Origin of the sequence: Devosia sp. 2618, assembly GCF_040546815.1 — a bacterium.
In the GTDB taxonomy this organism is placed as follows: Bacteria; Pseudomonadota; Alphaproteobacteria; order Rhizobiales; family Devosiaceae; genus Devosia.
This window is the reverse complement of the sequence record NZ_JBEPOO010000001.1, coordinates 765,715-791,296: the sequence shown is the minus strand read 5'-3', so window position 1 is coordinate 791,296 and position 25,582 is coordinate 765,715. Positions and strand designations below refer to the sequence as shown.

Annotated in this window: 30 protein-coding genes; 18 read left to right on the top strand and 12 right to left on the bottom strand. The window is 60.9% G+C overall.

The features are described 5' to 3' along the window. Nucleotides 1-18 precede the first annotated feature (18 nt). The 3 genes from ABIE28_RS03985 (at nt 19) to ABIE28_RS03975 (ending at nt 1,697) form a co-directional block, all read left to right on the top strand. Nucleotides 19-213: a hypothetical protein gene (locus ABIE28_RS03985; protein ID WP_354060343.1), complete on the top strand. Its 195-nt coding sequence runs from the start codon at nt 19-21 to the stop codon at nt 211-213. 420 nt (nt 214-633) lie between these two features. After that, nucleotides 634-987 carry a hypothetical protein gene (locus tag ABIE28_RS03980; RefSeq protein ID WP_354060341.1) on the top strand — a complete coding sequence of 118 codons (354 nt, stop codon included), beginning with the start codon at nt 634-636 and terminating at the stop codon, nt 985-987. Nucleotides 988-1,367: 380 nt separating this feature from the next. Then, nucleotides 1,368-1,697 carry an SH3 domain-containing protein gene (locus ABIE28_RS03975; protein ID WP_354060339.1) on the top strand — a complete coding sequence of 110 codons (330 nt, stop codon included), beginning with the start codon at nt 1,368-1,370 and terminating at the stop codon, nt 1,695-1,697. On the opposite strand, the gene hemH is transcribed toward ABIE28_RS03975, so the two are convergent. The 3 genes from hemH to ABIE28_RS03960 all read right to left on the bottom strand — a co-directional run bounded on the left by hemH (nt 1,694) and on the right by ABIE28_RS03960 (nt 5,368). After that, nucleotides 1,694-2,716, bottom strand: a complete 1,023-nt coding sequence (gene hemH / locus ABIE28_RS03970; RefSeq protein WP_354060337.1) for a ferrochelatase — start codon at nt 2,714-2,716, stop codon at nt 1,694-1,696. The genes ABIE28_RS03975 and hemH overlap by 4 nt on opposite strands. Before the next feature lie 93 nt (nt 2,717-2,809). Then, nucleotides 2,810-4,459, bottom strand: coding sequence for a HoxN/HupN/NixA family nickel/cobalt transporter (locus ABIE28_RS03965; protein ID WP_354060335.1), 1,650 nt, complete (start codon nt 4,457-4,459; stop codon nt 2,810-2,812). Nucleotides 4,460-4,468: 9 nt separating this feature from the next. Continuing rightward, nucleotides 4,469-5,368: a LysR family transcriptional regulator gene (locus ABIE28_RS03960; RefSeq protein ID WP_354060333.1), complete on the bottom strand. Its 900-nt coding sequence runs from the start codon at nt 5,366-5,368 to the stop codon at nt 4,469-4,471. A 144-nt stretch (nt 5,369-5,512) separates the two neighbouring features. On the opposite strand from ABIE28_RS03960, the gene ABIE28_RS03955 reads away from it, so the two are divergent. From ABIE28_RS03955 to ABIE28_RS03940, 4 genes are all read left to right on the top strand, one after another. Then, on the top strand, nt 5,513-5,935 hold the full coding sequence (locus ABIE28_RS03955) for a winged helix DNA-binding protein (protein ID WP_354060331.1): 423 nt from the start codon (nt 5,513-5,515) through the stop codon (nt 5,933-5,935). A 97-nt stretch (nt 5,936-6,032) separates the two neighbouring features. Then, entirely contained in the window at nt 6,033-6,569 is a 537-nt protein-coding gene (locus ABIE28_RS03950; RefSeq protein WP_354060329.1) for an SH3 domain-containing protein, read from the top strand. A 120-nt stretch (nt 6,570-6,689) separates the two neighbouring features. Beyond that, nucleotides 6,690-7,421 (top strand): pyridoxamine 5'-phosphate oxidase family protein, encoded by a 732-nt coding sequence (locus tag ABIE28_RS21130; protein WP_502913357.1) that lies wholly within the window; start codon nt 6,690-6,692, stop codon nt 7,419-7,421. Between the two features lie 57 nt (nt 7,422-7,478). After that, complete coding sequence (locus ABIE28_RS03940; RefSeq protein WP_354060327.1) at nt 7,479-7,874, top strand: DUF2177 family protein; 396 nt, start codon at nt 7,479-7,481, stop codon at nt 7,872-7,874. On the opposite strand, the gene ABIE28_RS03935 is transcribed toward ABIE28_RS03940, so the two are convergent. Then, nucleotides 7,875-8,822, bottom strand: a complete 948-nt coding sequence (locus ABIE28_RS03935) for a DMT family transporter (RefSeq protein ID WP_354060325.1) — start codon at nt 8,820-8,822, stop codon at nt 7,875-7,877. Between the two features lie 52 nt (nt 8,823-8,874). Beyond that, nucleotides 8,875-9,195, bottom strand: a complete 321-nt coding sequence (locus tag ABIE28_RS03930; protein ID WP_354060323.1) for a hypothetical protein — start codon at nt 9,193-9,195, stop codon at nt 8,875-8,877. Between the two features lie 201 nt (nt 9,196-9,396). On the opposite strand from ABIE28_RS03930, the gene ABIE28_RS03925 reads away from it, so the two are divergent. The 8 genes from ABIE28_RS03925 (at nt 9,397) to ABIE28_RS03890 (ending at nt 15,650) form a co-directional block, all read left to right on the top strand. After that, nucleotides 9,397-10,179 (top strand): SDR family oxidoreductase, encoded by a 783-nt coding sequence (locus ABIE28_RS03925; RefSeq protein ID WP_354060321.1) that lies wholly within the window; start codon nt 9,397-9,399, stop codon nt 10,177-10,179. After that, the gene (uvrC, locus tag ABIE28_RS03920; RefSeq protein WP_354060319.1) at nt 10,176-12,056 is read left to right on the top strand and encodes an excinuclease ABC subunit UvrC; all 1,881 of its coding nucleotides are present in this window, start codon (nt 10,176-10,178) and stop codon (nt 12,054-12,056) included. The genes ABIE28_RS03925 and uvrC overlap by 4 nt, the downstream gene beginning before the upstream one ends. Nucleotides 12,057-12,198: 142 nt before the next feature. Then, entirely contained in the window at nt 12,199-12,552 is a 354-nt protein-coding gene (locus ABIE28_RS03915; protein WP_354060318.1) for a YciI family protein, read from the top strand. Nucleotides 12,553-12,926: 374 nt separating this feature from the next. Further along, nucleotides 12,927-14,000 (top strand): 3-deoxy-7-phosphoheptulonate synthase, encoded by a 1,074-nt coding sequence (locus ABIE28_RS03910; RefSeq protein WP_354060316.1) that lies wholly within the window; start codon nt 12,927-12,929, stop codon nt 13,998-14,000. A gap of 185 nt (nt 14,001-14,185) precedes the next feature. Beyond that, nucleotides 14,186-14,752 (top strand): CDP-diacylglycerol--glycerol-3-phosphate 3-phosphatidyltransferase, encoded by a 567-nt coding sequence (gene pgsA, locus ABIE28_RS03905; RefSeq protein ID WP_354060314.1) that lies wholly within the window; start codon nt 14,186-14,188, stop codon nt 14,750-14,752. Next, nucleotides 14,749-15,000, top strand: a complete 252-nt coding sequence (gene moaD, locus ABIE28_RS03900; protein WP_354060313.1) for a molybdopterin converting factor subunit 1 — start codon at nt 14,749-14,751, stop codon at nt 14,998-15,000. Before pgsA ends, moaD begins: the two co-directional genes overlap by 4 nt. A gap of 1 nt (nt 15,001) precedes the next feature. Further along, nucleotides 15,002-15,448 carry a molybdenum cofactor biosynthesis protein MoaE gene (locus ABIE28_RS03895; RefSeq protein WP_354060311.1) on the top strand — a complete coding sequence of 149 codons (447 nt, stop codon included), beginning with the start codon at nt 15,002-15,004 and terminating at the stop codon, nt 15,446-15,448. Between the two features lie 37 nt (nt 15,449-15,485). Continuing rightward, nucleotides 15,486-15,650 (top strand): hypothetical protein, encoded by a 165-nt coding sequence (locus tag ABIE28_RS03890; protein ID WP_354060309.1) that lies wholly within the window; start codon nt 15,486-15,488, stop codon nt 15,648-15,650. 15 nt (nt 15,651-15,665) lie between these two features. On the opposite strand, the gene ABIE28_RS03885 is transcribed toward ABIE28_RS03890, so the two are convergent. Beyond that, nucleotides 15,666-16,556 carry a branched-chain amino acid aminotransferase gene (locus ABIE28_RS03885; protein WP_354060307.1) on the bottom strand — a complete coding sequence of 297 codons (891 nt, stop codon included), beginning with the start codon at nt 16,554-16,556 and terminating at the stop codon, nt 15,666-15,668. Nucleotides 16,557-16,695: 139 nt separating this feature from the next. On the opposite strand from ABIE28_RS03885, the gene ABIE28_RS03880 reads away from it, so the two are divergent. Further along, nucleotides 16,696-17,214, top strand: a complete 519-nt coding sequence (locus ABIE28_RS03880) for a MarR family winged helix-turn-helix transcriptional regulator (RefSeq protein WP_354060305.1) — start codon at nt 16,696-16,698, stop codon at nt 17,212-17,214. A 3-nt stretch (nt 17,215-17,217) separates the two neighbouring features. Here ABIE28_RS03880 and ABIE28_RS03875 read toward each other — a convergent pair whose 3' ends face one another. The 5 genes from ABIE28_RS03875 to ABIE28_RS03855 all read right to left on the bottom strand — a co-directional run bounded on the left by ABIE28_RS03875 (nt 17,218) and on the right by ABIE28_RS03855 (nt 21,436). Continuing rightward, nucleotides 17,218-18,036 (bottom strand): alpha/beta fold hydrolase, encoded by an 819-nt coding sequence (locus ABIE28_RS03875; RefSeq protein ID WP_354060303.1) that lies wholly within the window; start codon nt 18,034-18,036, stop codon nt 17,218-17,220. 93 nt (nt 18,037-18,129) lie between these two features. Beyond that, nucleotides 18,130-18,948, bottom strand: coding sequence for an ABC transporter permease (locus ABIE28_RS03870; protein ID WP_354060301.1), 819 nt, complete (start codon nt 18,946-18,948; stop codon nt 18,130-18,132). Beyond that, the gene (locus ABIE28_RS03865) at nt 18,945-19,700 is read right to left on the bottom strand and encodes an ABC transporter ATP-binding protein (RefSeq protein WP_354066396.1); all 756 of its coding nucleotides are present in this window, start codon (nt 19,698-19,700) and stop codon (nt 18,945-18,947) included. The genes ABIE28_RS03870 and ABIE28_RS03865 overlap by 4 nt, the downstream gene beginning before the upstream one ends. A 119-nt stretch (nt 19,701-19,819) precedes the next feature. Continuing rightward, on the bottom strand, nt 19,820-20,845 hold the full coding sequence (locus ABIE28_RS03860; protein WP_354060299.1) for an ABC transporter substrate-binding protein: 1,026 nt from the start codon (nt 20,843-20,845) through the stop codon (nt 19,820-19,822). A 126-nt stretch (nt 20,846-20,971) separates the two neighbouring features. After that, nucleotides 20,972-21,436: an Lrp/AsnC family transcriptional regulator gene (locus ABIE28_RS03855; RefSeq protein WP_354060297.1), complete on the bottom strand. Its 465-nt coding sequence runs from the start codon at nt 21,434-21,436 to the stop codon at nt 20,972-20,974. Between the two features lie 121 nt (nt 21,437-21,557). On the opposite strand from ABIE28_RS03855, the gene ald reads away from it, so the two are divergent. Beyond that, on the top strand, nt 21,558-22,676 hold the full coding sequence (ald, locus tag ABIE28_RS03850) for an alanine dehydrogenase (RefSeq protein ID WP_354060295.1): 1,119 nt from the start codon (nt 21,558-21,560) through the stop codon (nt 22,674-22,676). Nucleotides 22,677-22,712: 36 nt separating this feature from the next. Here ald and ABIE28_RS03845 read toward each other — a convergent pair whose 3' ends face one another. Further along, nucleotides 22,713-23,615, bottom strand: coding sequence for a hypothetical protein (locus ABIE28_RS03845; protein ID WP_354060293.1), 903 nt, complete (start codon nt 23,613-23,615; stop codon nt 22,713-22,715). Nucleotides 23,616-24,276: 661 nt separating this feature from the next. Here ABIE28_RS03845 and urtA point away from each other — a divergent pair. Continuing rightward, nucleotides 24,277-25,533, top strand: a complete 1,257-nt coding sequence (urtA, locus tag ABIE28_RS03840; RefSeq protein ID WP_354066395.1) for an urea ABC transporter substrate-binding protein — start codon at nt 24,277-24,279, stop codon at nt 25,531-25,533. Nucleotides 25,534-25,582 lie beyond the last annotated feature (49 nt).

Genomic DNA, 25,582 nt, shown 5'->3' with positions numbered 1-25,582 from the left:
AAACCTATAGAGTCCATCATGCCCACCTTCACCACCGAACTCGCCAATCGCAACACGCGCGAACTGCCACTGACCCTTGCCGAAGCCAGTCAGATGGCTGAGGCGGGGTTCAAATTTGCCGAGTTTGAGCCGGAATATGGCCGCTACCGGTTGAGCCGCCCCTTTGAACTGGTGATCATCCGCGACACCAATACCCTGACCATCCGCCAGTAGCGCCGCGGGCCACGATGTCATTCCGGCGAAGGCCGGAAGCCATGTCCGTGGCGATCCACAGCCACCAGATTGCAGGCCCTATCGCGCATGGTCTGGCAGCAGCCTGCCCTCCGGCGCAAAGGGGAAATTTCACTTTGGGTGCTTGTGACAGCGTCTCGACACTCCACGGGGTCATCCCCGCGACAGCGGGGACCCCCGTTTTCAAAGCAACAGAGGTTCCCGCTGTCGCGGGAATGACGTGGTGGGAATGGGCACAAAGCGCCAAATCTAAACACTCCCGGCGCAAAGTGAGCCGGGGGCCGGAATGACACTGCGATGCGATTACCGAAGCGCAGAACGACGACCCGGCTTAATCCGCACCGCTTATCCCCGGCCTGCCCCGCCTTGCTATCCTTGCCGGTTTCACACCGGAGCCGAACCATGTCCGAAAGACCTCATCTCAGCCCGCGCGCCATCACCGCCTATAATCGGCTATGCCGCGAACTTGCGGCGCTCAATTATCTGACCCGCATTGCAAAACCCTCGGGCACTTTGGGGCTGGAAGGCCGCCTCTGTCTCAACCGGGTGCTGCGGATCGCCAATCGGCTCTATCGCCGCGAGCCCGGCCTGCCCTTTATCGGCCTCGTCGATCCCGAGGCGCCGCTGACCAATGCCGATCTGGTCCTCTTGGTCGCGCGCCTCAGCACCGCCTGCATCGCCTTTGAGGAGCGTTATGCCCACCTCACCGAGGCAGGCCGCTATGCCTATGAGACCAACCGGTGGCCACAAGCCTGAGCCCAGACAAAAACTTATCCCCAGCGCCAAAGCCCATGCCATGATTGCCCCGTCCCGCCAGTCACCGGCTTCACGCAGAGCCGGGCGGGATGACTGGGGGAGAGGGGCGCCTCTCCAGTGGGGTTGGAAACTCGGCAGCCGGACCTGCAAGAATGGTACCGCCTGAACCGGACCCTGCGCAAAACCGGATCGTGACGGGCGGCCCTTGGCTCCCTTAGTATAACTGATAGAGCCAAAGGCCGCCCGTTACCGTGTCACCGCGCCGCCCCCGGGCCGCGCGGCGCTTTGGCATGTCCAGTCGCAGCATCGTGCGCGGTTCCCTTGCAACGGAACATCGCAATGCGCATTTCTCTCCTGATGATTTCAAAGGAGCCAGATCGATGCGCGCTTTGACACTTGCCGCCGTTGCGGCGCTGCTTGTCGCCACCCCAGCCTTCGCGCAGCCCACGGCCCGCGTCACCGGCGGCGAGATAGCCGTTCGCACCGGCCCCGGCAGCAGCTACAAGGCCATCGGGCGCTTGGCCGACGGCACGGAAGTCTCGCTGGATTATTGTACGCGCGATGACAAATGGTGCTTCGTCACCGGCCAGGGCTGGGTCAATGGCAGCTATCTCGTCGGCTGGGCCGCCAAGATGGATGTGACCACGCCGCAGTCAATCGGCGACGGCCTGTTCGGCCGCCGCGATCGCAACTGGAACTACGACCGCTAGAGCCAGCCGCCCAGTTCGCGGCGCACCATGGCTTCGATCATGTCCATGCCGGACGGGCTGTCATTGAGGCACGGGATATAGGCGAACTTTTCGCCCCCGGCCTCCATGAAGGTCTCGCGACCCTGCATGTCGATTTCTTCGAGCGTTTCGATGCAATCGGCCGAAAACGCCGGCGCCAGGATCGCGACCTTCTTTATGCCCTTGCCCGGCAAAGCCTCTAAAGTCACGTCGGTATAGGGCTCAAGCCATTTGGTTGGCCCAAAGCGCGACTGGAACGTCACCATCAACTTGGACTTGTCCCAGCCAAGATACTCGCGCACCAGCCGTGTCGTCTTGAAGCACTGGCAGTGGTAAGGGTCGCCGCGCTCGAGATACTCCACCGGCATGCCGTGATAGCTGGTGATCACCAGGTCCGGGTCGAAGTCCAGCTTGGCCACGCCATCGCGGATCGAATTGCCGAGCGTCTCGATATATTTCGGGTCCTCGAAATAGGCAGGCGCGGTACGCACGGCGGGCTGCCAGCGCATATCGCGCAGCGCATCAAACGCCTTGTCATTTGCCGTTGCGGTCGTCGTCGCCGAATACTGCGGATAAAGCGGCACCAGCAAAATCTTCTGGCAGCCGGCAGCCTGCATTTTCTCGAGCACGCTTTTGGTCGATGGATTGCCGTAGCGCATGGCGTAGTCGACCACGATATCCTCGCCACTCAGCCGGTCTGCCAGACTATTGGCCTGAGCACGGGTGATCACCCGCAGCGGGCTCTCATTGGTGCGCTTGTCCCAGATCTGCGCATAGGCATGCCCGCTCTTTTGCGGACGGAACGTCAGGATCACCAGATTGAGGATTGGCCACCACAACCACTTCGGCGTCTCGATAACGCGAGGGTCGCTGAGGAATTCCTTGAGGTAGCGTCGCACGCTCCAATAGTCCGTCGCGTCCGGCGTGCCCAGATTGAGCAGCACCACACCGATCTTCGGTTTATTGACGGGAGGATGATCAGCAGGAAGATGGTCGGACATAATTCGCCGGTTTGGAAGGATTCTAGGCTGCGCGCACCATAACCACTCACGCGTCAATCGCAAGGCGGCGATGGGTCGCGCTCATTTTTGTGGTCAAAGGCTGGCAATCAGGAACAGCACGCCGAACGCCAGTACCGCCACAGCGCCCAAAAGTTCGAGCCACCACACCACTTTGGCCGTCACGGGGTTGTCGACACCACCCACCCGCTGCGCCAGCCCCTTGGCCGTCACCGCAATCGTCGCCAACACGGCGACAGTGATCGCCGTGCCAATCCCCATCAGGATCACCGCCGCAATGCCAGCCAGCAATACGCCCTGCGACAGTGCAAACACCAGCACCACGAGCGCGCCCGAACACGGCCGCAGCCCCACGGCCAGCACGACGCTCAACTGCTCGCGCAAGCTGCCGGTCGTTGCCTGTGGCGTCACGACGTGGATGTGGTCGTGATGCTCGTCGTGAGCATGATCATGGCCGTGATGATGCTCGTGCCCGTGGTGGTGATCGTGACCATGCAGATGGTCATGTGCCTTGTGCGCCATGTCGTCATGCTGATGGCTATGGCCCCAGCCGAACACTTTCCGCGCCACAAGCCACAGGCCAAGCAGCACCACCAGTGCGTAGGATGTGACCTCGATCCAATAGGCCGCGTCGCTCATCGCCAGACTGGTCATGCCGAGCAGGCCAGCCGCGATCAACACAAAAACGATCGCCACCGCCGATTGCAGCATCGCCGACAACACGCTCAGCGTCACGCCGCGCCGCAGCTGCGTTTCATTGGCCAGCACATAGGAGGAGATGACCACCTTGCCATGTCCCGGCCCGGCGGCATGGAACACGCCATAGAGAAAGCTCAGCCCGCCCAACACCCAGAACGCCGTCCAGTCGGTGCGCAGCGCATCGAGCGACACAGTCATCGCGCGATAGAATTCGCGCTGCTGATCCTGCACCCAGCCGAAGAAGCCGGTGCGTGGCAAGTTCAAACCACGCTCGGGCGGCGGACCACCAAATGGCGTTGCAGGCCGCGCCTCGGCCACCTGATTGACCGCCTCGATGGCAGTCGCCGCTGGCACGACTGGAACATCGCCGCAGGTTACCCGGATCAGCCCCTGCGTACCGCGCATCGCCGCAGCCAGATCGGGTGGCAGCTCAAGCACCTCGGGTCCCAGCGCATACAGCCGCTCCTCGACATCGGGCGCCATTGGCGTTGGTGGTTCGAGTTCGGCGCTGCAACTGTCTGGCGCATTTTCCAGCGTCACGTCGCTCACATCGGTAAAGCCAATGGCGACGTAATATTCGGGGTCATAGACGGCCAGTTCGAACGCGCCCGTAATCGGCAGCGGTGTCACCGCATTGGCCGTATAGGTCAGCGTCGTCCTGCCGTTTTCAAACACCATGCGCTGGTCACCCACGGGGGTGAAATGCATCAGCGCGTCGCCCTCGCCGGCATAGGTGTAAAACTCATAGTCGGCCAGGCCGTCCATGTTCTCGTCGGCCAGCGACTGCAATTCTTCGGGGCTGGTGCGCCCATCGCCATTGGTATCGAGCCCCTGAATCATCCAGGCCGAAAACGCGCTGTCGAAGGTCCAGGCATGTCGCAGTCCGGACACAGCGCCATTGCCGTCGAACAGAATGTCGACCTTGGCATCGATCAGAATATGCGGATGTGCCACTGCCGGCGCTGCCAAAGCCAGAACGACAGCTGCCGCGCCGATCAACCGACGTCCAAAAAGCCCAAAATTCACGTCGCGCCCCTAGCTGATCGGATGGTGCTGGAACCAGTCAACCAGATGGTCGATCAGCGCCCGCACCTTGCCCGCCAGATGCCGCCGATGCGGATAAACCGCCTGCAGCGTCTGCCCGGTTGGCAGGAATTCGGCCAGTACGGGAACCAGTTCCCCGCTCGCCACTGCCGGGTCGGCCAGATAGGACGGCAATACGACAAAACCGAGACCCATCACGGCGGCCTTGCGCGCCGCCAATGGCGAATTGACACGCAAAGGCCCGTTGACCGGCACCGAAATGGTTTTGCCCTCTTCGATAAAGCGCCAGTTCGACTGCCCCTGCAGATTGACGTCGATAATGCATGGCAGATGGCGCAGATCTTCTGGATGCTTTGGCGTGCCATGCTGCTTGAGCAGTTCCGGCGCTGCGCCGACCACCACATGCATATCGGCAATCTTGCGCGCGATCAGCGAGGAGTCGCCCATTGTCGAGATGCGCAGCGCAACATCGATCCCCTCATCGACCAGATCGACATAACGATCCTCCAGCCGCAGATCGAGCGTCACCTTGTGGTACTTCTTGAGATAGTCGTAAATCGCCGGCGCCAGCGTGGTCTCACCAAAATTGCGCGGCGCCGACACCCGCAACATGCCGCGCGGCTCAGCCGTCTGGTCGGTGATCGTCGCGTCCAGATCATCGAGCTGCTGCAGCAACGCGCTGGCTTCGCGATAATAGGCCTCGCCCGCTTCAGTCAGGCTCAACTTGCGCGTTGTACGGTTCATCAGCCGAACGCCGAGATAATCCTCGAGGTCGGTCACATATTTGCTGAGCAGCGCTTTGGAGCGACCATGCTGGCGCGCCGCCGACGAAAAGCCGCCGGAGTCGAATACTTGAACGAAAGCACGAATGCGCGCGAGGTCCTGCGTCATGGGGGTCCGTTCACGTTAGCAACGTAATGGACGCATAACTCATCTGCATTGGGTGAACAATAACGGCCTTGGTCGTTCCACGATTAACGATAGGATGGGATGGCCAATCGACTATGCCAAGGAGTTCAGACTATTTTCCCGCCTATGGCCAGACCTTCATCCCGCTCGACACTCTATAGGCTCATCGAAGCCGGTCAGCTTGCGCACAAGGCGCTGCTGCTGCCGCTGGTCGAACGTGGTCTTGAGCCGGGGGACGATGCCATCCTGTTTGAGCTGGGCCGCTCGGGCACAACCGAGCTGGAACTGGCCGCGGCACTGGGTATGACCGAGGCTTCGCTCGATGCCCGCCTCGTCCGGTTGATCGGTCGAGAACTGGTGACGCGGCAAGCCGTTGGACCGGAACTGGCGCCCGGCGTTGCACTAACCGAACGCGGTGTGCGCATCCGCAATGGACTGGCCGATCACTGGACCCAGTTGGAAGAAGCTCTGATGGGCGAACTCAAGCCCAAGCATCGCAGGAAGTTGAGCGAAAGCCTGAAGCGTTTCGTTGCCTTGCTGCGCCTGTGATGCGAACCTGAAAGGACCATTCAGGTTCAGTTCATCCGGAATGTTGTTTTCTGCGTTCATAGGCATTCAATGCCCAACAAATGAAGGAGAAACAACGATGGCCTTGAGGAATAAACTCATTGCTGGCGGCCTTGCAGCACTGGCGCTCATAGCGACGACTGCAGCGGCAATGGCCGCCCCTGCCTATGCCACAAGCAACGTCAATGTGCGGTCCGGTCCCGGCACAGGTTATGCCGCCATCGACACACTGCGCCGCGGCGAACAGGTCGATGTGCAGCAGTGCCAGGGTAGCTGGTGCTATGTGATCAAGAACGGTCCTGATGGCTGGGTCTCGGCCAATTATCTGGATCGTGCTGGCGGCGGTTGGCAGCCAGATCCACGGCCTCCAGTCTGGAATCCGGCGCCTCCTCCGCGCCCCCCGGTCTGGAACCCACCACCACGCCCACCAGTATGGAATCCAAATCCACGGCCTCCACACTGGAACCCAAATCCACCACGCCCACCCGTGTGGGACCCATACCCAACCCGTCCGCCAAACTGGGGTGGCCAGCGCCCACCACGTCCATACCCGGACAACAGCAACGGCAGCGTGTGCTTTAACGGTCCAAACGGCTACTTCTGCGTCGGCAACTAACTCTCTTGAGCGCCGCCCTTCGGGGCGGCGCTTTGCTATTGCGGCTTCCTTTTGGCCTGAAGCAACTCCGAACGCCTTGGATCGTTGTCTAGGCAAGCTTCACCAGAAGGAACCCTAGTCATGGCTACTGCCGCATCCACTCCAGAGAAGAAACCCGCCCGCCGCGTCTCATCGAAGGCCATGGCAGAAAAGCCGGCAGCCAAAAAGAGCGCCAATGGAAAGGCCGCCACCAACGCTGGCGCCGCTAAAGCGCTCAAGGCCAAAGCCGCGACCACCAAGTCGGCGAAGCCCGCCAAGCCAGCGGCAGCCAAGGCAACGGCGACCAAGGTTTCCAAACGCGCCGTCAAACCGGTCAAGGTCGAGAAAGCCGGCAAGGTCCACGCTGAACACGTTGAGCGCATCTGGGATCTGGCCAAAAAGATCGGTATCGCCATGTTCGTCACCTGGGACGGCAAGCAGCAGCGCGCCCGCCCACTCGCCGCCACCGTCGAAAAGGACGAGGGCGCGATTTACTTCCTGATCGATGTGCATGGCGACAAGGACGAACAGTTGGCTGAATACCCAACGGTGAGCGTCAGCTTTGCTGATCACAAGCGCAGCAAGTACGTCGCGCTATCGGGCAAGGCGACGGTGCATAACGACCGCGAAAAGATCAAAGACCTGTGGTCGCCCTTTGCCAAGGCCTGGTGGGATAGCCCCAAGGACCCGTCCATTCGTGTCATCAAGATGATCCCGCAGGACGCTGAACTCTGGGATAGCCCCGGCCGCGTCGTCACCGGCATTTCCATGCTCGCCGCCGCCCTTACGGGCGGTTCGCCGGTCATTGGTGAAAACGCCAAAGTCGTTTTGTGATCTTATGCCCGGGGTGGCGCGTAATGGTAGTGTCACCCCGGCGCGGAGATTGCGAACATGACCAAATACCTGATCCTTTACGCAGCCTGCGCTGTGGTTTTCTTCCCCATCGACTTCATCTGGCTCAGCACCATGGGCAAAACTTTCTACCAGCGCGAGCTTGGTAGCCTGCTGCTGCCCAATCCCAATTTCGTCGTCGCCGGCCTGTTCTACCTCGCCTACCTTGTCGGCGTGGTCATCCTCGTCGCCGCCCCCGCTGAAGGCGACGTGCTCAAGGCCTTGGCCCTCGGCGCCGTCCTCGGCTTTGTGGCCTATGGCACTTACGATCTGACCAATCTCTCGACCATGCGCGGTTTCACCCCCGCCGTTGCCGCCGTCGACATTGCATGGGGGACCGCCCTCACCGCGGTCAGCGCGGCAGGTGGCGTCTGGATATCGAAGTTTTTCGCCTGATTACTCGGTGCCGGGCAGCGTCGGCGTGACCGTTGTCGGTCCCTTCTTGAGCCGTTCGCGGGCCATCACCACAAGGCCCGCGCCGACGATGATGGCAGCGCCGATCAGCGAGACGCCATCGATCCAGTGGCCGAACAACACGATGCTCAGGACAATTGCCCAGGGCAGCGAAAAATAGTTGAACGGCTGGATCGTGCTGGCTGGCGCCATCGACAGGGCAAAGATCATCACGCCATGCCCGAGGCAACTGGTCACTGCGATCCCGGCCACCATTGCCATGTCGCTCCATGCCATCGGCTGCCAGAAGAACACGCCGACCACGCTCGACAGCACCAGTCCGATAATGCCTGTATAGGCCATGCTGGTCGCCGCGCTATCGAACTGGCTGACCTTGCGCGTGATGACGATATAGACCGCGTAAAGCGCCGCCGACAGGATGGCAAAGAAGACGCCCCAATCGAGCGGCAATCCGCCCGGCCGCACGATGATCATCGCCCCCGCAAAGCCAACGCCAACCGCCACGATGCGGAACACGCCGACCTTCTCGCCCAGAATGGGAATGGCAAACAGCGTCACCAGCAAAGGATAGACCAGCGAAATCGCCTGCAATTCGCCCAGCGGCACACTCTGCAACGCCGTCGCGAAAAACCAGATTTCAACAATCAACAGCGTACCGCGCAGCAACTGCCACAGTGGCACTTTGGAACTCAGCGCCTTGCGCAGGGGCGCCTGCCGCGTCACCAGAAACAGCGCGAACAGGGCAAAGCCCCAATAGCGCATCATCGTCACCTGAAACGGCGAATAGGTCTGCACCAGCGTTTTGGACATCGCGTCCTGCACACCAAACACCGCAATGGTAATCAACGTCAGCAGGATCGCGCGGCTGACATTTTCCGTGCGGATATCGGTGGATGAAGGAGGCATGACGCAGAAAGACCAATCAGGCATGAAAACGCCCCGGCCGGATGCGACCGAGGCGTTCGAAGCGCTATCGTAAAGCTCAGGCCTTGGCCATAGATGACTTGATGAACCCGGCAATGGCCGTAAGAATGCCGCCGCTGACTAGGCCCGTGGCGCCCTGACCAACCAGTGCACCGAGGTCGATGCCGCCGGTTGTCCCTGCGGCACCGGCCGCAGCACCCACCAGGCCATCGAGACCTGGAACCTTGCTCGCCAGCCACGTTCCGGCAATGCCGCCGATCGCCCCGACGATGGAGTTTCCAGCCGGTCCAAGATTGAGCGATTTAACAATTTGTCCGATCACATTGCCGCCAGCACCACCGGCAATCAATTGAACCAGAAGAGGCACGATGACTTCCATTGCGAGTCCCCCTAAAGGATGCAGCATCGCCACCAGCCCTTTGGTGGCACAGCGAGCCTACGCCCGAATTTCGCACAACAAAAGGGCATTGCTTACTGCCGTAATCTGTCAGTGGTCTCTAATAATTCCAGCGCCCTCAGAGCATTGAAGAAACCGGCAAAAGCGGCCTATGGTCCGGCCACAAGGTTACACATATTCATCATGCCGAATCGTCCTGTTTCATCTCAGTCTCTCCCGGTCGCGCTCGTCACGGGCGCCAGCGACCGCATCGGTGCGGCCATCGCCCATGCGCTGTCGCGCGCTGGCCACGCCGTGATCATCCACTACCGCTCCAACGCCGATGGCGCCCGCGCCGTGCGCGATGATATTCGCGCCAATGGCGGCCAGGCCGAGCTCATCAAGGCGGATATCGCCAAGCGCAGCCAGCGCGCCGGATTGATCGCCAAAGCCGCCGGCCATTTCGGCCCACTGACTGTGCTGATCAACAACGCTTCGATGTTTGACCCCGACAGTGCCCGCGATGTCGATGAGACGCTCTGGGACCAGCACTTTGCCGTCCACGCCGAGGCGCCAATCTTTCTCGCCCGCGACTTCGCAAACCAGCTTCCCGAAGGCGCCCACGGCAACATCATCAATCTGGTCGATGAGCGCGTGCTGCATCCGACACCCGCTTATTTCAGCTACAGCCTCTCCAAGTCGGTCCTCTGGTCTGCCACCCGCACATTGGCGCAATCGCTGGCCCCGTCCATCCGCGTCAATGCCATTGGCCCCGGTCCGGTGCTACCCCATAGCCGCCAGAGCAAGGCCGAGTTCGACCGCTCTGTCGCTGCCTTGCCCTTGCAGAGAAATGCCGGACCCGATGCCATCGCGGACGGCGTCATAATGTTGCTCAACACCCCATCCATGACGGGCCAAATGCTGGCCCTCGATGGTGGCGAGCATCTCGAATATCTGCCCAAGAGCAAACCAACGCCGCGCTCATGACCGACGACACATCGCCCCCACCCAGCGGCCACGAGGTCATCCGCACCTTCGTCCGCACCTTGCCCGCTGCGCCCGGCGTCTATCGTATGCTCGATGCGCAGGGCGAGGTCATGTATGTCGGTAAGGCCCGCAACCTTAAAGCGCGCGTCACCAATTACACACGCCCCGATGGTCTCGAAGTCCGCCTGCAGCGCATGATCGCCGCAACGGTCAGCATGGAATTCGTGCGTACCGAGACCGAGTCCGAAGCGCTGCTGCTCGAAGCCAACATGATCAAGCGGCTCAAGCCCCGCTTCAACGTGCTGTTGCGCGACGACAAGAGCTTCCCCTACATCCTGATCACCGGCGACCACGAAGCGCCCGAGCTGACCAAACATCGCGGCACCCGCCGTCGCCCCGGCCACTATTTCGGCCCCTTCGCCTCGGCCACCGCCGTCGGCCGCACCATTGCCAGCCTGCAAAAGGCGTTCTTGCTCCGCAATTGCTCGGATAGCTTCTACGCCGCCCGCACGCGGCCCTGCCTGCAATTCCAGATCAAGCGCTGCGCCGCCCCCTGCACCCGCGAAATCAGCCTCGAAGGCTATGGCGAGCTCGTCGAAGACGCGCGTCTTTTCCTCTCCGGCAAATCGCAGGGCGTGCGCGACCACCTGCAGCGCGACATGAACCAGGCCGCCGAACAGCTCGACTTCGAACGCGCAGCGCTCATCCGCGATCGCCTTTCGGCGCTGGCCCTCGTCCAGTCGCAGGGAGACGCCACCGCCAAATCCGTCGAAGAAGCCGACGTCTTTGCCATCCATCACGAGGGAGGCCAGTTCTGCGTGCAGGTTTTCTTCTTCCGCGCCTTCCAGAACTGGGGCAATTACCCCTATCGTCCGCGCGCCGACGCCAGCCTGTCCGATGCCGAAGTGCTCGAAGCCTTCATCGGCCAGTTCTACGAAAATCGCACGCCCGCCCGCCTCGTCCTCATCAGCCACGAACTGGCCGAACCCGACGTCATGGAGGAAGCCCTCTCCATTCGCGCAGGTCGCAAGGTCTATATCGAACAGCCCAAGCGCGGCGAAAAGCGCGACCTGGTCAACCACGCCCTCAACAATGCCCGCGAGGCGCTCGGCCGCCAGCTCGCCGAGGGCGCCACCAACCGCACCCTGCTCGAAGGCGTTGCCGAAACCTTTGGCCTTGAAGACGTGCCACGCCGCATCGAAACCTACGACAACTCCCACATCTCGGGCACCAACATGGTTGGCGCCATGGTTGTGGCTGGCGAAGAGGGCTTCGCCAAAAAGTTCTACCGCACCTTCAACATCAAGTCCGACATCGTCGCAGGCGACGACTTCGGCATGATGCGCGAAGTGTTGACCCGTCGCTTCACCCGTCTCGCCAATGAGAGCGAAAATGACGCCGAAGACGAAAATTCCGGCATGCCCGACTGGCCCGATGTCGTCTTCATCGACGGCGGCGCCGGCCAGATGAGCGCCGTACGCGGCGTTATTGCCGAGTTGAACCTGCCCAAGGAAGTGACCTTCATCGGCATTGCCAAGGGCGAGGAACGCGACGCGGGCCGTGAAAAATTCTTCATGGAAGGCCGCGACGCCTTCATGCTGCCCCATCGGGATCCGGTGCTCTACTACGTCCAGCGCCTGCGCGACGAAGCCCACCGCTTCGCCATCGGCACCCACCGCGCCAAGCGCAAGAAAGACCAGATCAAAAACCCGCTCGATGAAATCGACGGTATCGGTCCCACGCGCAAGCGCGCTTTGCTCAACCACTTCGGCTCTGCCAAAGCCGTCGGCCGCGCCTCGCTCACCGACCTCGAAGCCGTCCCCACCATCTCCAAAGCGATGGCACAACTGGTCTACGACCACTTCAACCGCAGCTAGCCCCAATCAGCGCGCTCTATCCAAATCCATCAGTAGACCTCATCCTGAGCCCGTCGAAGGACGAGGTCGTGCCACAATCTCCAGCGCCGTGTCGAAACACCTCGATGCCATTCGTCGTGCCTGCACAACCAGGAGATCACACATGAAGTTCATCACCTTCGTCACCACCACAAATCCAGCAGAAGCCGGCGCACCACCGCCCGCCCTTATGGAGGCAATCGTCCAACTCGGCATGGAAGCTGGCGCGCGCATGGTAGAAACCGGCGGCATGTCCGACACGGCAACCGTCAAGGTGCGCGGCAAGCAGCTCATCACCGACGGCCCTTTCACTGAAGCCAAGGAAATGGTCGGCGGCTACGCCATCTATGACCTGCCCACCGAAGCCGAAATCATCTCCTGGACCGAACGCTTCGCCGACCTCCACCGCCAGCACTGGCCCGCATGGGAAGGCGAAATCGCCATCAAGCAGTTGCACAATTTCAGTATGCCGGGTTGAAAGCCACGCCCTCGTGGTTCGAGGCTCGCAAAGAGCTCGCACCTACCATGAGGGCTGCTCTTGATGCGGTGTAGAGGTAGCCCTCATGGTGAGGCGGGAGCGCTGCGACCCTCGAACCACGAGGGCGTGCCGTCTCTCCACCCACCCAAAAGTCGGACTCGACAGCCGCTTAAACCAGCGTTACACATTCCCCCATGATCCGTTCCGTCGCCACTTTTTCGTTTTGGTTTAGCTATCCGCTCCCCGCGGAGGCTACCGTGCGCTTGATCTGATCTCACAAGATACGACCAAACCCGAAGCCAGCCGCCCCCACCCGAGGCGGCTTTTTTGTTGGCCGCCTCCCGAAATTCCAGAATTTTCGAGGAGACCCCAAAGTGCTTAAATCGACCGACGACCTTCGCATTACCGAGATCAAACCGCTCACCACCCCGATCGAAGTGATGCGCCAACATCCGCGCACCGACGCCGCCACCCGCACCGTTCTCAGCGCCCGCCACGACTTCCACAATATCCTTGCCGGCTCTGATGACCGCCTAGCCGTCGTCGTCGGCCCCTGCTCCATTCACGATCCAATCGCTGCCATCGATTACGCGAAGCGCCTTGCGCCGCTGCGCGAAAAGCTCGGCGACCGGCTCGAAATCATCATGCGCGTCTACTTCGAAAAGCCACGCACCACGGTGGGCTGGAAGGGCCTGATCAACGACCCCAATCTCGACGGCAGCTTCGCCATCGATGAGGGTCTGCACACCGCCCGCGCCCTGCTGCTCGACATCAATAATCTCGGCCTGCCCGCCGCCTGCGAATTCCTCGACATGACCACCCCGCAATATATTGCGGACCTCGTCAGTTGGGCCGCCATCGGCGCCCGCACCACCGAAAGCCAGATCCACCGCGAACTGGCCTCGGGTCTCTCCTGCCCGGTCGGCTTCAAGAACGGCACCGACGGAAACGTCAAGATCGCTCTGGACGCCGTCAGCTCGGCCAGCCAGCCCCACCATTTCCTCGCGGTCACCAAGGACGGCCGCTCGGCCATTGCCGCCACCACCGGCAATGAAGATTGCCACATCATCCTGCGCGGCGGCAAAACCACCAACTTCGACGCCGCCAGCGTTGCGGCTGCCGCAGCGGCCGCCGAAAAGGCCGGTATAGCGCCGACCATCATGATCGACGCCAGCCACGCCAACTCGTCCAAGAACCCGGAAAACCAGCCAGTCGTTCTGGCTGACATCGGCGCCCAGATGGCCGCCGGCGACGGCCGCATCATCGGTGTCATGGTCGAATCCAACCTCGTGGCCGGCCGCCAGGACCTGATCGAGGGCGAAGAACTGGTCTACGGCCAGTCCATCACTGATGGCTGCATCGGTTGGGACACTACGGTCACCGCACTCGAAGCTCTGGCAGAAGCCGTCACCCAGCGCCGCGCGGCAACCAACCAGCAAGTTGCGTAAGAATACCCCCACCTAACCTCCCCCTGAAAAGGGGGAGGAATCCCTCCGGTGGCTGTACGAATCTAGTCCCAAACTCGATCTGATCCCTCCCCCTATCAGGGGGAGGCGAGGTGGGGGTATCCCAACAAAGACCCATCTTCGCCGTTCCCCTTGACCCCTCCCCGCCATTCCTGTTCTGTCCTCCCATGGCCAAGAACCCGATCCTGCTCGTTCCAAATCTGATCACCATCGCCCGAATCCTCGCGATTATTCCCATTGTCTGGCTGGTGATGCAGGGCGATCTGGTGCTCCGGGGCATAGCGCTGGCGATTTACATCATCGCCGCTGCCAGTGATTGGCTCGATGGCTATCTTGCTCGTGCCTGGAACCAGTATTCGCCCCTCGGCCGCATGCTCGATCCAATCGCCGACAAACTCCTCGTCGGCATCCTCATCGCAGTCCTCGCCTGGGACGGCAGCTTTTCCGGTTGGGACATGATCCCGGTCTGCGCCATCCTGTTCCGCGAATTCTTCATCTCCGGCCTGCGCGAATTCCTCGGCAATACCAAGGTCGTGCTCAACGTCACCTGGCTCGCCAAATGGAAGACCACCTTCCAGCTCGTCGCTCTGGCCATCGTGCTGCTGGAACGTATCGTGCCCGGCCTGGGTCTCGTCAGTGACATCGTGCTGTGGGTCGCGGGCGCCCTGACGGTCTGGACAGGCCTGCAATATCTGCGCGCCAGCTGGCCACATCTGGTCCAAGAGCAAAAATGAAAATCCTCTACTTCGCCTGGCTGCGCGAACGCCTCAATCGCGGCGAAGAAGACGTGTCGCCGCCATCTGAAATCGTAACAGTCGCCGACCTGATGGACTGGCTATCCGCGCGCGACGAAGCTTTCGCTCTCGCAACCGAAAAGCGCAGCCTGATTAAATCGGCGGTCGACGCGAAGCTCGTCAGTCACGCTACGCCCATCACCGGCGCCAGCGTCGTCGCATTCTTCCCCCCGATGACCGGAGGCTAAGATGGTCGTTCGCGTGTCCAAAGACCCGTTCGATCCCGGCGCTGAAACCAACGCTTTCCTCGCCGCCAGCAACGGCGCTGGCGCCGCCGTGACCTTCACCGGCGTCGTCCGCAGCAAACCCGACGATCCGATCACCGCGCTGACGCTCGAATGCTATCCCGAACTGGCCATCAACCAGCTCACGGCAATCGTCGAGCAGGCCACCGCCCGTTTCGGCCTCCTCGCCGCCACGGTCATCCACCGCTACGGCACGCTCGGCCCCGCCGAACCTATCGTTCAGGTCATGACACTCTCCCCCCACCGCGACGCCGCCTTCAAGGGCGCCGAATTCCTGATCGACTACCTCAAAACCGACGCCCCGTTCTGGAAACAGGAAACCGGACCAAAGGGGACCCATTGGGTAGAGGCAAAAGCTGAGGACGATGTTGCCAAGGCGCGTTGGGAATAGATCCAAGCACGCCCTCGTGGATCGAGGGTGGCAAGAAATGGAAATCAATCTCTCCGCCGCCGTCATTGCCCGGCTTGTCCGGGCAATCCACCTCTCCCATCGCGCGGAAGAATGGACCACCCGAACAAGTCGGGTGGTGACGCTGTGCAGAAATGACGTGCCCCAAAAACAAAAAAGCCGGGCACATTGCCCGGCTTCTTGATTCTCTAGTTTAACTTCACTCAGCCGCAGCGCGCTTTGGCTGAACTTCGGCGCTATACGCATCGATTAGCGTACGGCAGCCCTCTGCCGGCTTGAATTTATAGTCCCCGATCTCGCTGACAGGCGTCACTTCAGCAGCGGTACCGGTCAGGAAGCACTCGTCGAACTGGCCGAGTTCTTCTGGCATGATGTGGCGCTCGGTCACTGTGTAACCGTTGCGCTTTGCCAGCTCGATCAGCGTCTGCCGTGTGATGCCGTTGAGGAAGCAATCCGGCGTTGGCGTCGTGATGTCCTTGCCCTTGATGAAGAACACGTTCGCGCCGGTGGCTTCCGCCACATAGCCGCGATAGTCCAGCATCAGCGCGTCGGCATAACCGTTCGCCATCGCCGCGTCCTTGGACAGCGTGCAGATCATGTAAAGACCGGCAGCCTTGGCCGAAGACGGGATGGTTTCCGGGCTCGGGCGCTTCCAGCGGCTCCACTCAAGGCGGATGCCCTTGAGCTTTTCCTCGGTCGAGAAATAGCTTGGCCAAACCCAGGCAGCGATTGCCACATGAACCTTGTTATTGCGCGCCGGAACGCTCAGCTCTTCCGAGCCACGCCAAGCGACTGGACGCAGATAGGCATCAACGAGGCCGTTCTTTTCCAGAACCTGGCGCTTGGCTGCTTCGATCTCGTCCACCGAATAAGGGAACGGCATGTCCAGGGTCGCGGCCGAACGGATCAACCGCTCGGTGTGTTCGCGCGACTTGAAGATTTCGCCGCCATAGGCGCGTTCGCCTTCAAATACCGAGCTGGCATAGTGCAGCCCGTGCGTCAGCACGTGAATCTTTGCGTCTTTCCAGGGTTTGAATTCGCCGTCAAACCAGATCCAGCCTTCACGCTGGTCCATGGGCACGCCTGCCATCGTCCACTCCCGCATCTCTAATTGCGATGCCGCGATTACGCGGTCACCTGTTTGGCGCCGATCATGCCCCAGGCTCAAGGCCTTGGCAAACCACAAAGGCTAGGGGATAAGACATCAACGGCGTCCTGATGGGAAAACAATGGCAGCGAACCAAATAAATGTCAACATAGCTGACATAAATTTCGCCCCAACTGGCAGCGACGAACTGCCCCTCGACATCATGGGACTGTTTTTCTTTGCCTATCGAGATTTCACCGGCGATGCAGATGCCCTGCTCGGCCGGCAGGATTTCGGCCGCGCCCATCATCGGGTGCTGTATTTCGTCAATCTGCGCCCCGGTATGCCGGTCGCCGATCTGCTCGATATCCTCAAGATCACCAAGCAAAGCCTGGCGCGCGTGCTGCGCCAGCTGATCGACAATGGCTACATCGAGCAAAAGACCGGCCATTCTGATCGCCGCCAGCGCCTGTTGCACGCGACACCCAGGGGCAAAGAGTTCTTCGCGACCCTGTCGGCAACGCAGGCCAGCCGCATCACGGCATCCATCGCGGCCCTCCCCCCTGAGTCACGCAAGATCGTGACCCGGTTTCTTGTGGGTATGGTCGACCCAGCCGACCGTACAGTGCTGGATCGGCTGAACCTGACCATCGGGCTCTAGGGTCTAGCGCAGAAACACCAGCAGATCGTCGATCAACCGCTGCTTGTGCGTCTCGAACAGGCCGTGCGGCGCGCCGTCATATTCAATCAGCAGCGACTGATCGATGCCCTTGGCCGCAGCGCGGCCAGCCGCCTCAATCGGCACCGTCTTGTCGGCGGTGCCATGCACGATCAGCGTTGGCACCTTGAACGCCGACAGGTCCGGCCGGAAGTCAGTGCTCGAAAATGCCGCCGCACAGGCCAGTGTCGGGCGCAGCCCGGCATGCATGGTCTGGAACCACGCCCAGTTCAACACTTCCTGGCTCACCGCATGGTCGAGCATGCTGACGCCAAAAAAATCCTTGAAGAAGCCGGCAAAGAAATGCGCCCGGTCCTTCTTCATGCCCTCGGTCATCCCATCGAAAACCTCCTGCGGCGTGCCGTCAGGGTTATCGCTGGTCTTGGGCATATAGGGCACGACCGAGGAAATCAGCCCCGCCTTGACGACACCCTTGCCGCCATGACGCGACATGTAGCGCGCGACCTCGCCACCGCCCATTGAAAACCCGATCACCGCCGCATCCTGCGCGCCTGTCGCGGCCAGCACATCGGCCAGATCGTCGGTCAGCGTGTCATAGTCATAGCCGTTCCACGGCTGATCGGAGCGACCAAAGCCACGGCGGTCATAGGCAATTGCCCGATAGCCAGCCTCGGCCAGCGCAACGGCGCCATCGTCCCAGCTATCGGCCGTCAACGGCCAACCATGTAGCAGGACAACGGGGCGGCCTTCACCCCAATCCTTGACATAGAGCTTGGTGCCATCGCGTGTTTCAATGTGGGGCATGACTTCGTCCTTCTTGTCTGATGGGAAGGACAATCCGGCGCCCCGTGCGAAGTTCACGGGACGCCGATCAACTCTTTTGACAATGCCGTGAGGCTAGTTCGACATCGTCGACCGATGCGCCCAGCCCGTCATCCGCTTTTCCAGCCACGCCATCAGAGCGTACATGGCGATGCCTTCGACGGCGAGCATCAGCAGACCGGCAAACACCAGCGGCACATTGAAGTTAGATTGCGCCGACGCCATCATGTTGCCCAGACCATTATTGGACGCGACGGTCTCGCTCACCACTGAGCCCACGAATGCCAGCGTGATCGCCACCTTCAGCGATCCAAAGAAATAAGGCATCGAACGCGGCACACCCACCTTGAGCATGATGTCGAGTTTCTTGGCCCCTAGCGCCCGCAACACGTCCTCGGTTTCGGGCTCGATGGTGGCGAGGCCCGTCGCCACATTGACCACGATGGGAAAGAACGAAATCAGAAATGCCGTCAGCACGGCCGGCACCGTTCCAATGCCAAACCAGATGACCAGGATCGGCACCAGCGCCACTTTGGGAATGGCGTTAAACCCGATCATGATCGGATAGAGCCCGGCATAGATGGTCTTTGACCAGCCAATGAAAAGCCCAATCCCCAGCCCGGCGACCACCGCGATGATAAAGCCCAGCACCGTGGTGTAGAGCGTCTGCAGCGAGTTCTTCCAGATCGGGGACCAATACTGCACGATCGCTTCAAAGATGCGGCTCGGCGTCGGCAGAATGGTATGCGGCAGCCCCGAAATGCGAACGCCTATCTCCCAGATCACGAACAGCCCGATCGTGTAGAGCAGCGGCGCCAGCCGGATCCAGTTGATCTTTAGCGCCGGCTTCGGCGGCAAGACGGATACCGCAGTAACGGTTTCAACATTGGTCATGCGACGGCCCTCGCGCTGGCAATCTCGCCGTGCAGTTCCTGCACCATCGCGTTGAAATCTGGCTCGTAAAGCAGATCAAGTTGGCGCGGCCGCTCGAACGGCACGACATGCTCGGACAGCACGCGGCCCGGCCGAGCGCTCATCACCACCACCTTGTCGGCGAGGAACACACTCTCGCGCAGGTCATGCGTCACCAACACAATGGTCACGTCCTGGCTGGCGTGCAGATCGCGGATAACGCACCAGAGTTCTTCTCGGGTGAAGGCGTCCAACGCACCGAACGGCTCGTCCAGCATCAGCAGTTCCGGTTCATGGATCAGCGCCCGGCAGAGATTAGCACGCTGCTGCATGCCGCCCGATAGCTGCCAGGGAAACTTGTCGCCAAACCCCTTGAGCCCCACGGTCTCAAGCAGCGCTTCGGCCTTCTCGACATATTCCTTCTTGTGCGCCCGCAACCGATGGCGGTGGCGCTCGACAATTTCGAGCGGCAGCAGCACGTTTTCCAGCGTCGTCCGCCACGGCAACATGGTGGGATTTTGAAACGCCATGCCCACAATCGACACCGGCCGCGTCACTTCCTGATTGCCCACGATGACCGTGCCAGTCTGGGGAATATGCAGCCCCGTCGTCAGCTTCATCAGAGTGGATTTACCGCATCCGGAGGGCCCGACGACGGCGACGAACTCGCCGCGCTCGATCCGCAGATTGAGCCCGCTGACGGCCAGCGTGCCCGTCGGACCGCCATAGCGCATATCGACATTTTCAATTGAAACGAGGGGCATGGCCGCACTCCAGCTTGAGCAAATTCGAGCGGTCATCACCGCCCTGCCCTCCCCCGATTTTCAGGGGGAGGATCGGTGTGGTGGTCTGCCTATGGCAGCATGCGGTCTTCAACAGGCGGCAGATACTGGGCGTCAAACACATCGGCGGCCGTCACAGCGCCTTTGAGGCCCATCGAGAGCTTGAGCGTTTCCAGCGACGCCGCCAGCCGCGCTTCATCGACACCGCCAAAGCCATGCTCGATGACGTATGGCGTCTTGATGTTCATGGCGTTGGCCATCTCAAGCCGCGCGATTTCGGTATCGAGATTGAGCGTCTCGTTGCGTGCCAAAACAGCTGCGGCCCCTGCTGCCGGATCGACGACGGCATCGGCAAAGCCCTTGGCCAATGCGCGCAAGAAGCCCTTAACCGCTTCCGGATTCTCGGCGGCAAATGTCTCGTTTACGAGGATCGCGTTGCCATAGAGGTTGAGGCCGTGGTCGGCGAACAGGATGGTCGAAATATCGTCTTCCGGCACGCCATTGGCGATCAGGTTGAGGATGACCGAGAAGGCAAAGCCGAACACGCCATCGACATCGCCCGATGCCAGCATCGGCTCGCGCACCGGGAAGCCGATGCTTTCGATGGTGATTGTCGATGCGTCGAGCCCTGCGGCCGGAATGAAGGCCTGCCACTGCGCAAATGCGCCGTCAGGTGGCGGCGCGCCAAGCTTCTTGCCTTCGAGCGACTTCGGATCATCCGTCACGCCGAGCGACTTGCGGCCAATGATGGAAAACACCGGCTTGTCATAGACCATCATGATCGATTTGACCGGCTGGCTCGGATCCTCATCGAGGAACTTGATCAGCGAATTGATGTCGCCAAAGCCAAACTGGTAGGCACCCGTCGCCACGCGTGGAATCGCCTCGACCGAACCGTTGCCGGTGTCCACGGTCACATCCAGCCCTTCGGCAGCGAAATAGCCATTGTCCTGCGCCAGTAGGAAACCGGCCGCCGGCCCTTCAAAACGCCAGTCCAGCGTCAGCTTTACGGCCGTCTGCGCGGCCGCGGGCAGAACGGAGAAACCCGCGATTGCGATGGCGGCGAGCGATGCAGAAAACAGTCTGCGATTGAGCATGAATGACGTCCCCAAGGATTGTTATCCCCAAAGACAAGCGCAGACTTTTCCATCAGGCAAGAAAAATCGCCTACAAACACGCCAATATATGACCAGTGATTACTTAATGGGCAATCTGCTCAAAAACTATATCGGCAACCCCGTCCGTGCCTTCACCGTTCGAATGCTCATATTGGAGTGTATGCGCGCAACCCCCGGCAGCCGCGCACTGAGACGCCGATGCAGGCGCTCGAAATCCTCGTGATCCTGACAGACAACGCGCAGGATATAATCCGACTGCCCGGCCATCAGGTGACACTCCAGCACTTCGGGAATGTCCTGCACCGCGATCTCGAACGCCTCAAGCGCCGCCTCGCTTTGGCTGGTCAAACCGACCTCGATGAAAAACTGCATGGCATAGCCAAGCCGAGTCGCATTGAGTACCGCGCGATAGCCCTCGATCAGCCCATGATCCTCAAGCGCCTTCAGCCGCCGGTGACAGGCCGAGGCCGAAAGCCCCACCGTATCGCCCAAAACCTGCACGCTTTTTCGGCTGTCGAGCTGCAGCGCTCGCAACAGCTTGCGATCCACCGCATCAATTTGCAACGCCATTGCACACTTCCTGCCATCAATCGAATGTCATTCGAATTTCAGCCTCAGCCGCACAACAATTGCAAGGACATTGCGCGCCGGACTTGATCTGGTGACGATACAAGGCATTGGAGGAACGGAAATGCTGATAGGTGTGCCGAAAGAAATCAAAAACCATGAATATCGGGTCGGCCTCACGCCGGAAAGCGTGGCGGAACTGACCCATCTCGGACACCGGGTCATGATCGAGACCCAGGCTGGCGCCGGCATTGGCGCCACCGACAACGACTATCGCGACGCCGGCGGCGAAATCGCCAATGATGCCCGCGTCGTATTCGACGCCGCCGACATGGTCGTCAAGGTCAAGGAACCACAGGCAGCCGAACGCGCCATGCTGCGCCGCGATCAGGTGCTGTTCACCTATCTCCACCTCGCGCCCGACCCCGAGCAAACCAAAGACCTGCTCAATTCCGGCGTCGTCGCCATCGCTTATGAAACCGTCACCGATCCAAGCGGCGCACTGCCGCTGCTCAAGCCGATGAGCCAGGTTGCCGGCCGCATGTCCATTCAGGCTGGCGCCACGGCACTTGAAAAGGCTCATGGTGGACGAGGTGTGCTACTGGGCGGTGTGCCCGGCGTGCAGCCCGGCAAGGTCGTGATTCTGGGCGGCGGCGTCGTCGGCTTTCACGCCGCAGAAAACGCAGTGGGCCTGCAGGCCGATGTGACCATCCTCGACAAGAGCGCATTGGCGCTCGACCGGCTCGCAACCCATTTTGGCGCCCGCGCCCGCGTGCTCTATTCCAACAAAGCCGCCATCGCCTACGCAGTCGCCAGCGCCGATCTCGTTATCGGCGCCGTCCTCATCCCCGGCGCCGCCGCGCCAAAGCTGGTCACCCGCGAGATGTTGGGCACGATGAAGCCGGGCGCTGTGCTGGTGGACGTAGCGATCGATCAGGGTGGCTGCTTTGAAACATCGCACGCCACCACCCATGCCGAGCCGACCTATGTCGTTGATGGCATCGTGCATTACTGTGTCGCCAATATGCCGGGAGGAGTGGCCCGCACCTCGACCTACGCCCTCAACAACGCCACCCTGCCCCACGTCATCCGTCTCGCCAACCAAGGCTGGAAAGACGCATTGCGAGCAGACGAGCATCTGCGGGCCGGCCTCAATATCTGGAATGGGAAAATCACCTGCTCACCGGTTGCCACAGCGCAGGGCTATGAATACGTTTCGCCCGACATCGCTCTGGCGAACTAAAAACCGGCCCGGATCATCTCCGGGCCGGACTGTCGCTTAGTAGACGAAGACGTTCAGCTGCGATCCGCGCTTGGTCACCGCGAACACGCGCTCAGGGCCAAAGCTGGTGCGGCTCAGCGAGGTCGAAATCAGCTGATCCGACCGCACCGCATTGCTCAGCGCCGAACCGAGGCCCGAGCCCTGCAACTGCGCGGCGAGCCACGACTGGACTTCCGGGCACAGCACCACGCGCTGGATCGACACATTGGATGCACGCATCCAGCTGGCATCGATGCTGGTCGAGCGGATCAGGCGGGCCAGGCTGTTTGGCGATTCACCCGAGCATGTCGCACCGCCACCATTGCCACCGCCGGTATGGCCAATGACAACACCGGGGCCGCCGGGCGCACCGGGCCCGCCGGGGCCACCAGGCCCTCCCGGGCCACCAGGGCCTCCGGGTCCACCAGGGCCTCCTGGACCACCGGGATTACCCGGACCGCCGGGACCGCCAGGGTTGCCAATACCGATGCCAACATCGATCAGCCCACCACCGCCACCAATGACCGCGCCAACGGTCGCACCGCCCTTGAGCACATCAACACCGATATCGACGAGGGAATCCTTGTTGCCGACACCAACATTGGCATTAGCGAGATCCTTGCCGACATTGACGTCGACGCCGAGCGCACGACCCGAACCACCGCCGGAGCTGACACCAGCCCCAACGACCGGGTCCGAACCACGACCGATGCCGACATCGACCACATTGCCGGAGCCTGAACCGCCCGAGCCAAGACCGATATTGACGACGCCGCTATCGGAAGCGTTGCCGGAGCCGATGGTCACAAGCGCATCATCGCCGTCTCCACCAATGATACCGAGCAAGCCGCCGGCATGAGCCGGAACAGCAGTACCTGCGAGCAAAACACAGGCAAAGAAGGCACTGTAAGAGATTTTCATTCTTCGTCTCCTTCACTAGACCACCTGGTCCATGAGAAGAGACGTTATGACGCAGCCAAGAGTTGCTTCAGGACCAGATTCCTAGACAACGCTATTAGCAAGGTCAAAACGCGTATTGTTTAGATTGAACTGAACACTATTCAAACTTTACGAGCCGAATACAAAAAGGGCGCGAAACCGAAGTTTCGCGCCCCACCGGAGACACCACAAAGGAGCGTCAGCCTCTGCAGCAGTCCGCCGCTCGTATGGCGCGCTATCTCCGCACACCATGACTGGTCCCCTTTTGCCAATCTGGCTGCTCGGGGGTCGGTCGAATAACGACGCTAGCCAACAAGGGTTCCGCTTAGAATTAATCTGTGATCGACCGCAGCGTCGCCAGATTCACAGCCTGCAAAGCCCCAACCCCTCATTTGCTGAAATGTTAAGCAGAAGTGAGAATTGATGCCTACGTAACCAGCATCACGGGGCCGTGTTATCCGGCCTTCCGCACGACGCAACCACCACCTCCACAGTAAAATTGAAACAGATCAACCTCTTAGCGTCCCACGCTCAGGGCTGGCACGACCTTTGCAATTATCCCAGCGGTGCAAACACACATCTGTTGGAGGCAAACATGACAGTAGTAAACCGCGGCATTGCGGGTCTGGGGCTGGGCGTGGCTATGACTATGGGCGCAATTGCCGTTCCGGCATTCGCCCAGGACGAGACCATCAAGGTCGGCGTTCTCCACTCGCTGTCGGGCACGATGGCCATCTCCGAAACGACGCTCAAGGACACCATGCTGTTCCTGATCGATCAGCAAAATAAAAAGGGCGGTTTGCTCGGCAAGCAGCTCGAAGCCGTTGTGGTCGACCCTGCCTCCGACTGGCCCCTGTTCGCAGAAAAGGCGCGTGAGCTGATCGAAGTCAACGGCGTCGCCGCCGTGTTCGGCTGCTGGACATCCTCCTCGCGCAAGTCGGTTCTGCCAGTTTTTGAAGAACTGAACTCGATCCTGTTCTACCCCGTGCAATACGAGGGCGAAGAGAGCCAGCGCAACGTGTTCTACACCGGTGCCGCTCCCAACCAGCAGGCCATCCCCGCCGTCGACTACCTGATGGAAAACGAAGGCGTCGAGCGTTGGGTGCTGGCCGGCACCGACTATGTCTATCCCCAGACCACCAACAAGATTCTTGAGCAGTACCTGCTCGATCATGGCGTCGCCAAAGAAGACATCATGATCAACTACACGCCTTTCGGTCATTCCGATTGGCAGACCATCGTCTCCGACATCAAGACCTTCGGCTCGACCGGCAAAAAGACCGCCGTTGTCTCGACCATCAACGGCGACGCCAACGTGCCGTTCTACAAGGAGCTCGCCAATCAGGGCATCAAGGCCGAAGACATTCCAGTCGTCGCCTTCTCGGTCGGCGAAGAAGAGCTCGCTGGTTTCGACACGACCCCACTGGTCGGCCACCTCGCTGCCTGGAACTACTTCCAGTCCGTCGATGTCCCGGTCAATGAGGAGTTCATCGCCGCCTGGCAGACCTTCATGAACGACCCCAAAAAGGTCACTAACGATCCGATGGAAGCCACTGTCATCGGCTTCAACCTTTGGGTTCAGGCTGTCGAAAAGGCTGGCACCACCGATACCGATGCCGTGCTCGAGGCCATCATTGGTCTCGAAACGCCAAACCTGACCGGTGGCGTCGCCACCATGCTGCCGAACCACCACATCACCAAGCCAGTGCTGATCGGTGAAATCCAGGCCGACGGCCAGTTCGAAGTTGTGTCCGAGAGCGACCTCGTCCCCGGCGATGCCTGGTCCGACTTCCTGCCCGAATCCAAGATGATCGAGGCCGATTGGACCGCCCCGATCAACTGCGGCAACTACAACACCGAAACCAAAACCTGCGGCGGCGACGTCGCGGTCGCGCAGTAATCATCACATAACGCACCAGACGGGGGCGGCATCGCCCTCGTCATCTACC

What these genes read in the sequence shown, in the direction of transcription:
- ABIE28_RS03935 (WP_354060325.1), bottom strand. Translation starts at nt 8,822, where the DNA reads ATGCCTGATTGGTCTTTCTGCGTCATGCCTCCTTCATCCACCGATATC.
- ABIE28_RS03975 (WP_354060339.1), top strand. Translation starts at nt 1,368, where the DNA reads ATGCGCGCTTTGACACTTGCCGCCGTTGCGGCGCTGCTTGTCGCCACC.
- ABIE28_RS03930 (WP_354060323.1), bottom strand. Translation starts at nt 9,195, where the DNA reads ATGGAAGTCATCGTGCCTCTTCTGGTTCAATTGATTGCCGGTGGTGCT.
- ABIE28_RS03950 (WP_354060329.1), top strand. Translation starts at nt 6,033, where the DNA reads ATGGCCTTGAGGAATAAACTCATTGCTGGCGGCCTTGCAGCACTGGCG.
- ABIE28_RS03890 (WP_354060309.1), top strand. Translation starts at nt 15,486, where the DNA reads ATGGAAATCAATCTCTCCGCCGCCGTCATTGCCCGGCTTGTCCGGGCA.
- ABIE28_RS03870 (WP_354060301.1), bottom strand. Translation starts at nt 18,948, where the DNA reads ATGACCAATGTTGAAACCGTTACTGCGGTATCCGTCTTGCCGCCGAAG.
- ABIE28_RS03895 (WP_354060311.1), top strand. Translation starts at nt 15,002, where the DNA reads ATGGTCGTTCGCGTGTCCAAAGACCCGTTCGATCCCGGCGCTGAAACC.
- moaD (WP_354060313.1), top strand. Translation starts at nt 14,749, where the DNA reads ATGAAAATCCTCTACTTCGCCTGGCTGCGCGAACGCCTCAATCGCGGC.
- pgsA (WP_354060314.1), top strand. Translation starts at nt 14,186, where the DNA reads ATGGCCAAGAACCCGATCCTGCTCGTTCCAAATCTGATCACCATCGCC.
- ABIE28_RS03865 (WP_354066396.1), bottom strand. Translation starts at nt 19,700, where the DNA reads ATGCGCTATGGCGGTCCGACGGGCACGCTGGCCGTCAGCGGGCTCAAT.
- ABIE28_RS03880 (WP_354060305.1), top strand. Translation starts at nt 16,696, where the DNA reads ATGGCAGCGAACCAAATAAATGTCAACATAGCTGACATAAATTTCGCC.
- ABIE28_RS03885 (WP_354060307.1), bottom strand. Translation starts at nt 16,556, where the DNA reads ATGGCAGGCGTGCCCATGGACCAGCGTGAAGGCTGGATCTGGTTTGAC.
- ABIE28_RS03915 (WP_354060318.1), top strand. Translation starts at nt 12,199, where the DNA reads ATGAAGTTCATCACCTTCGTCACCACCACAAATCCAGCAGAAGCCGGC.
- ABIE28_RS03925 (WP_354060321.1), top strand. Translation starts at nt 9,397, where the DNA reads ATGCCGAATCGTCCTGTTTCATCTCAGTCTCTCCCGGTCGCGCTCGTC.
- ABIE28_RS21130 (WP_502913357.1), top strand. Translation starts at nt 6,690, where the DNA reads ATGGCTACTGCCGCATCCACTCCAGAGAAGAAACCCGCCCGCCGCGTC.
- ABIE28_RS03855 (WP_354060297.1), bottom strand. Translation starts at nt 21,436, where the DNA reads ATGGCGTTGCAAATTGATGCGGTGGATCGCAAGCTGTTGCGAGCGCTG.
- ABIE28_RS03875 (WP_354060303.1), bottom strand. Translation starts at nt 18,036, where the DNA reads ATGCCCCACATTGAAACACGCGATGGCACCAAGCTCTATGTCAAGGAT.
- ABIE28_RS03845 (WP_354060293.1), bottom strand. Translation starts at nt 23,615, where the DNA reads ATGAAAATCTCTTACAGTGCCTTCTTTGCCTGTGTTTTGCTCGCAGGT.
- ABIE28_RS03960 (WP_354060333.1), bottom strand. Translation starts at nt 5,368, where the DNA reads ATGACGCAGGACCTCGCGCGCATTCGTGCTTTCGTTCAAGTATTCGAC.
- uvrC (WP_354060319.1), top strand. Translation starts at nt 10,176, where the DNA reads ATGACCGACGACACATCGCCCCCACCCAGCGGCCACGAGGTCATCCGC.
- hemH (WP_354060337.1), bottom strand. Translation starts at nt 2,716, where the DNA reads ATGTCCGACCATCTTCCTGCTGATCATCCTCCCGTCAATAAACCGAAG.
- ABIE28_RS03985 (WP_354060343.1), top strand. Translation starts at nt 19, where the DNA reads ATGCCCACCTTCACCACCGAACTCGCCAATCGCAACACGCGCGAACTG.
- ald (WP_354060295.1), top strand. Translation starts at nt 21,558, where the DNA reads ATGCTGATAGGTGTGCCGAAAGAAATCAAAAACCATGAATATCGGGTC.
- ABIE28_RS03940 (WP_354060327.1), top strand. Translation starts at nt 7,479, where the DNA reads ATGACCAAATACCTGATCCTTTACGCAGCCTGCGCTGTGGTTTTCTTC.
- ABIE28_RS03980 (WP_354060341.1), top strand. Translation starts at nt 634, where the DNA reads ATGTCCGAAAGACCTCATCTCAGCCCGCGCGCCATCACCGCCTATAAT.
- ABIE28_RS03955 (WP_354060331.1), top strand. Translation starts at nt 5,513, where the DNA reads ATGGCCAGACCTTCATCCCGCTCGACACTCTATAGGCTCATCGAAGCC.
- ABIE28_RS03860 (WP_354060299.1), bottom strand. Translation starts at nt 20,845, where the DNA reads ATGCTCAATCGCAGACTGTTTTCTGCATCGCTCGCCGCCATCGCAATC.
- urtA (WP_354066395.1), top strand. Translation starts at nt 24,277, where the DNA reads ATGACTATGGGCGCAATTGCCGTTCCGGCATTCGCCCAGGACGAGACC.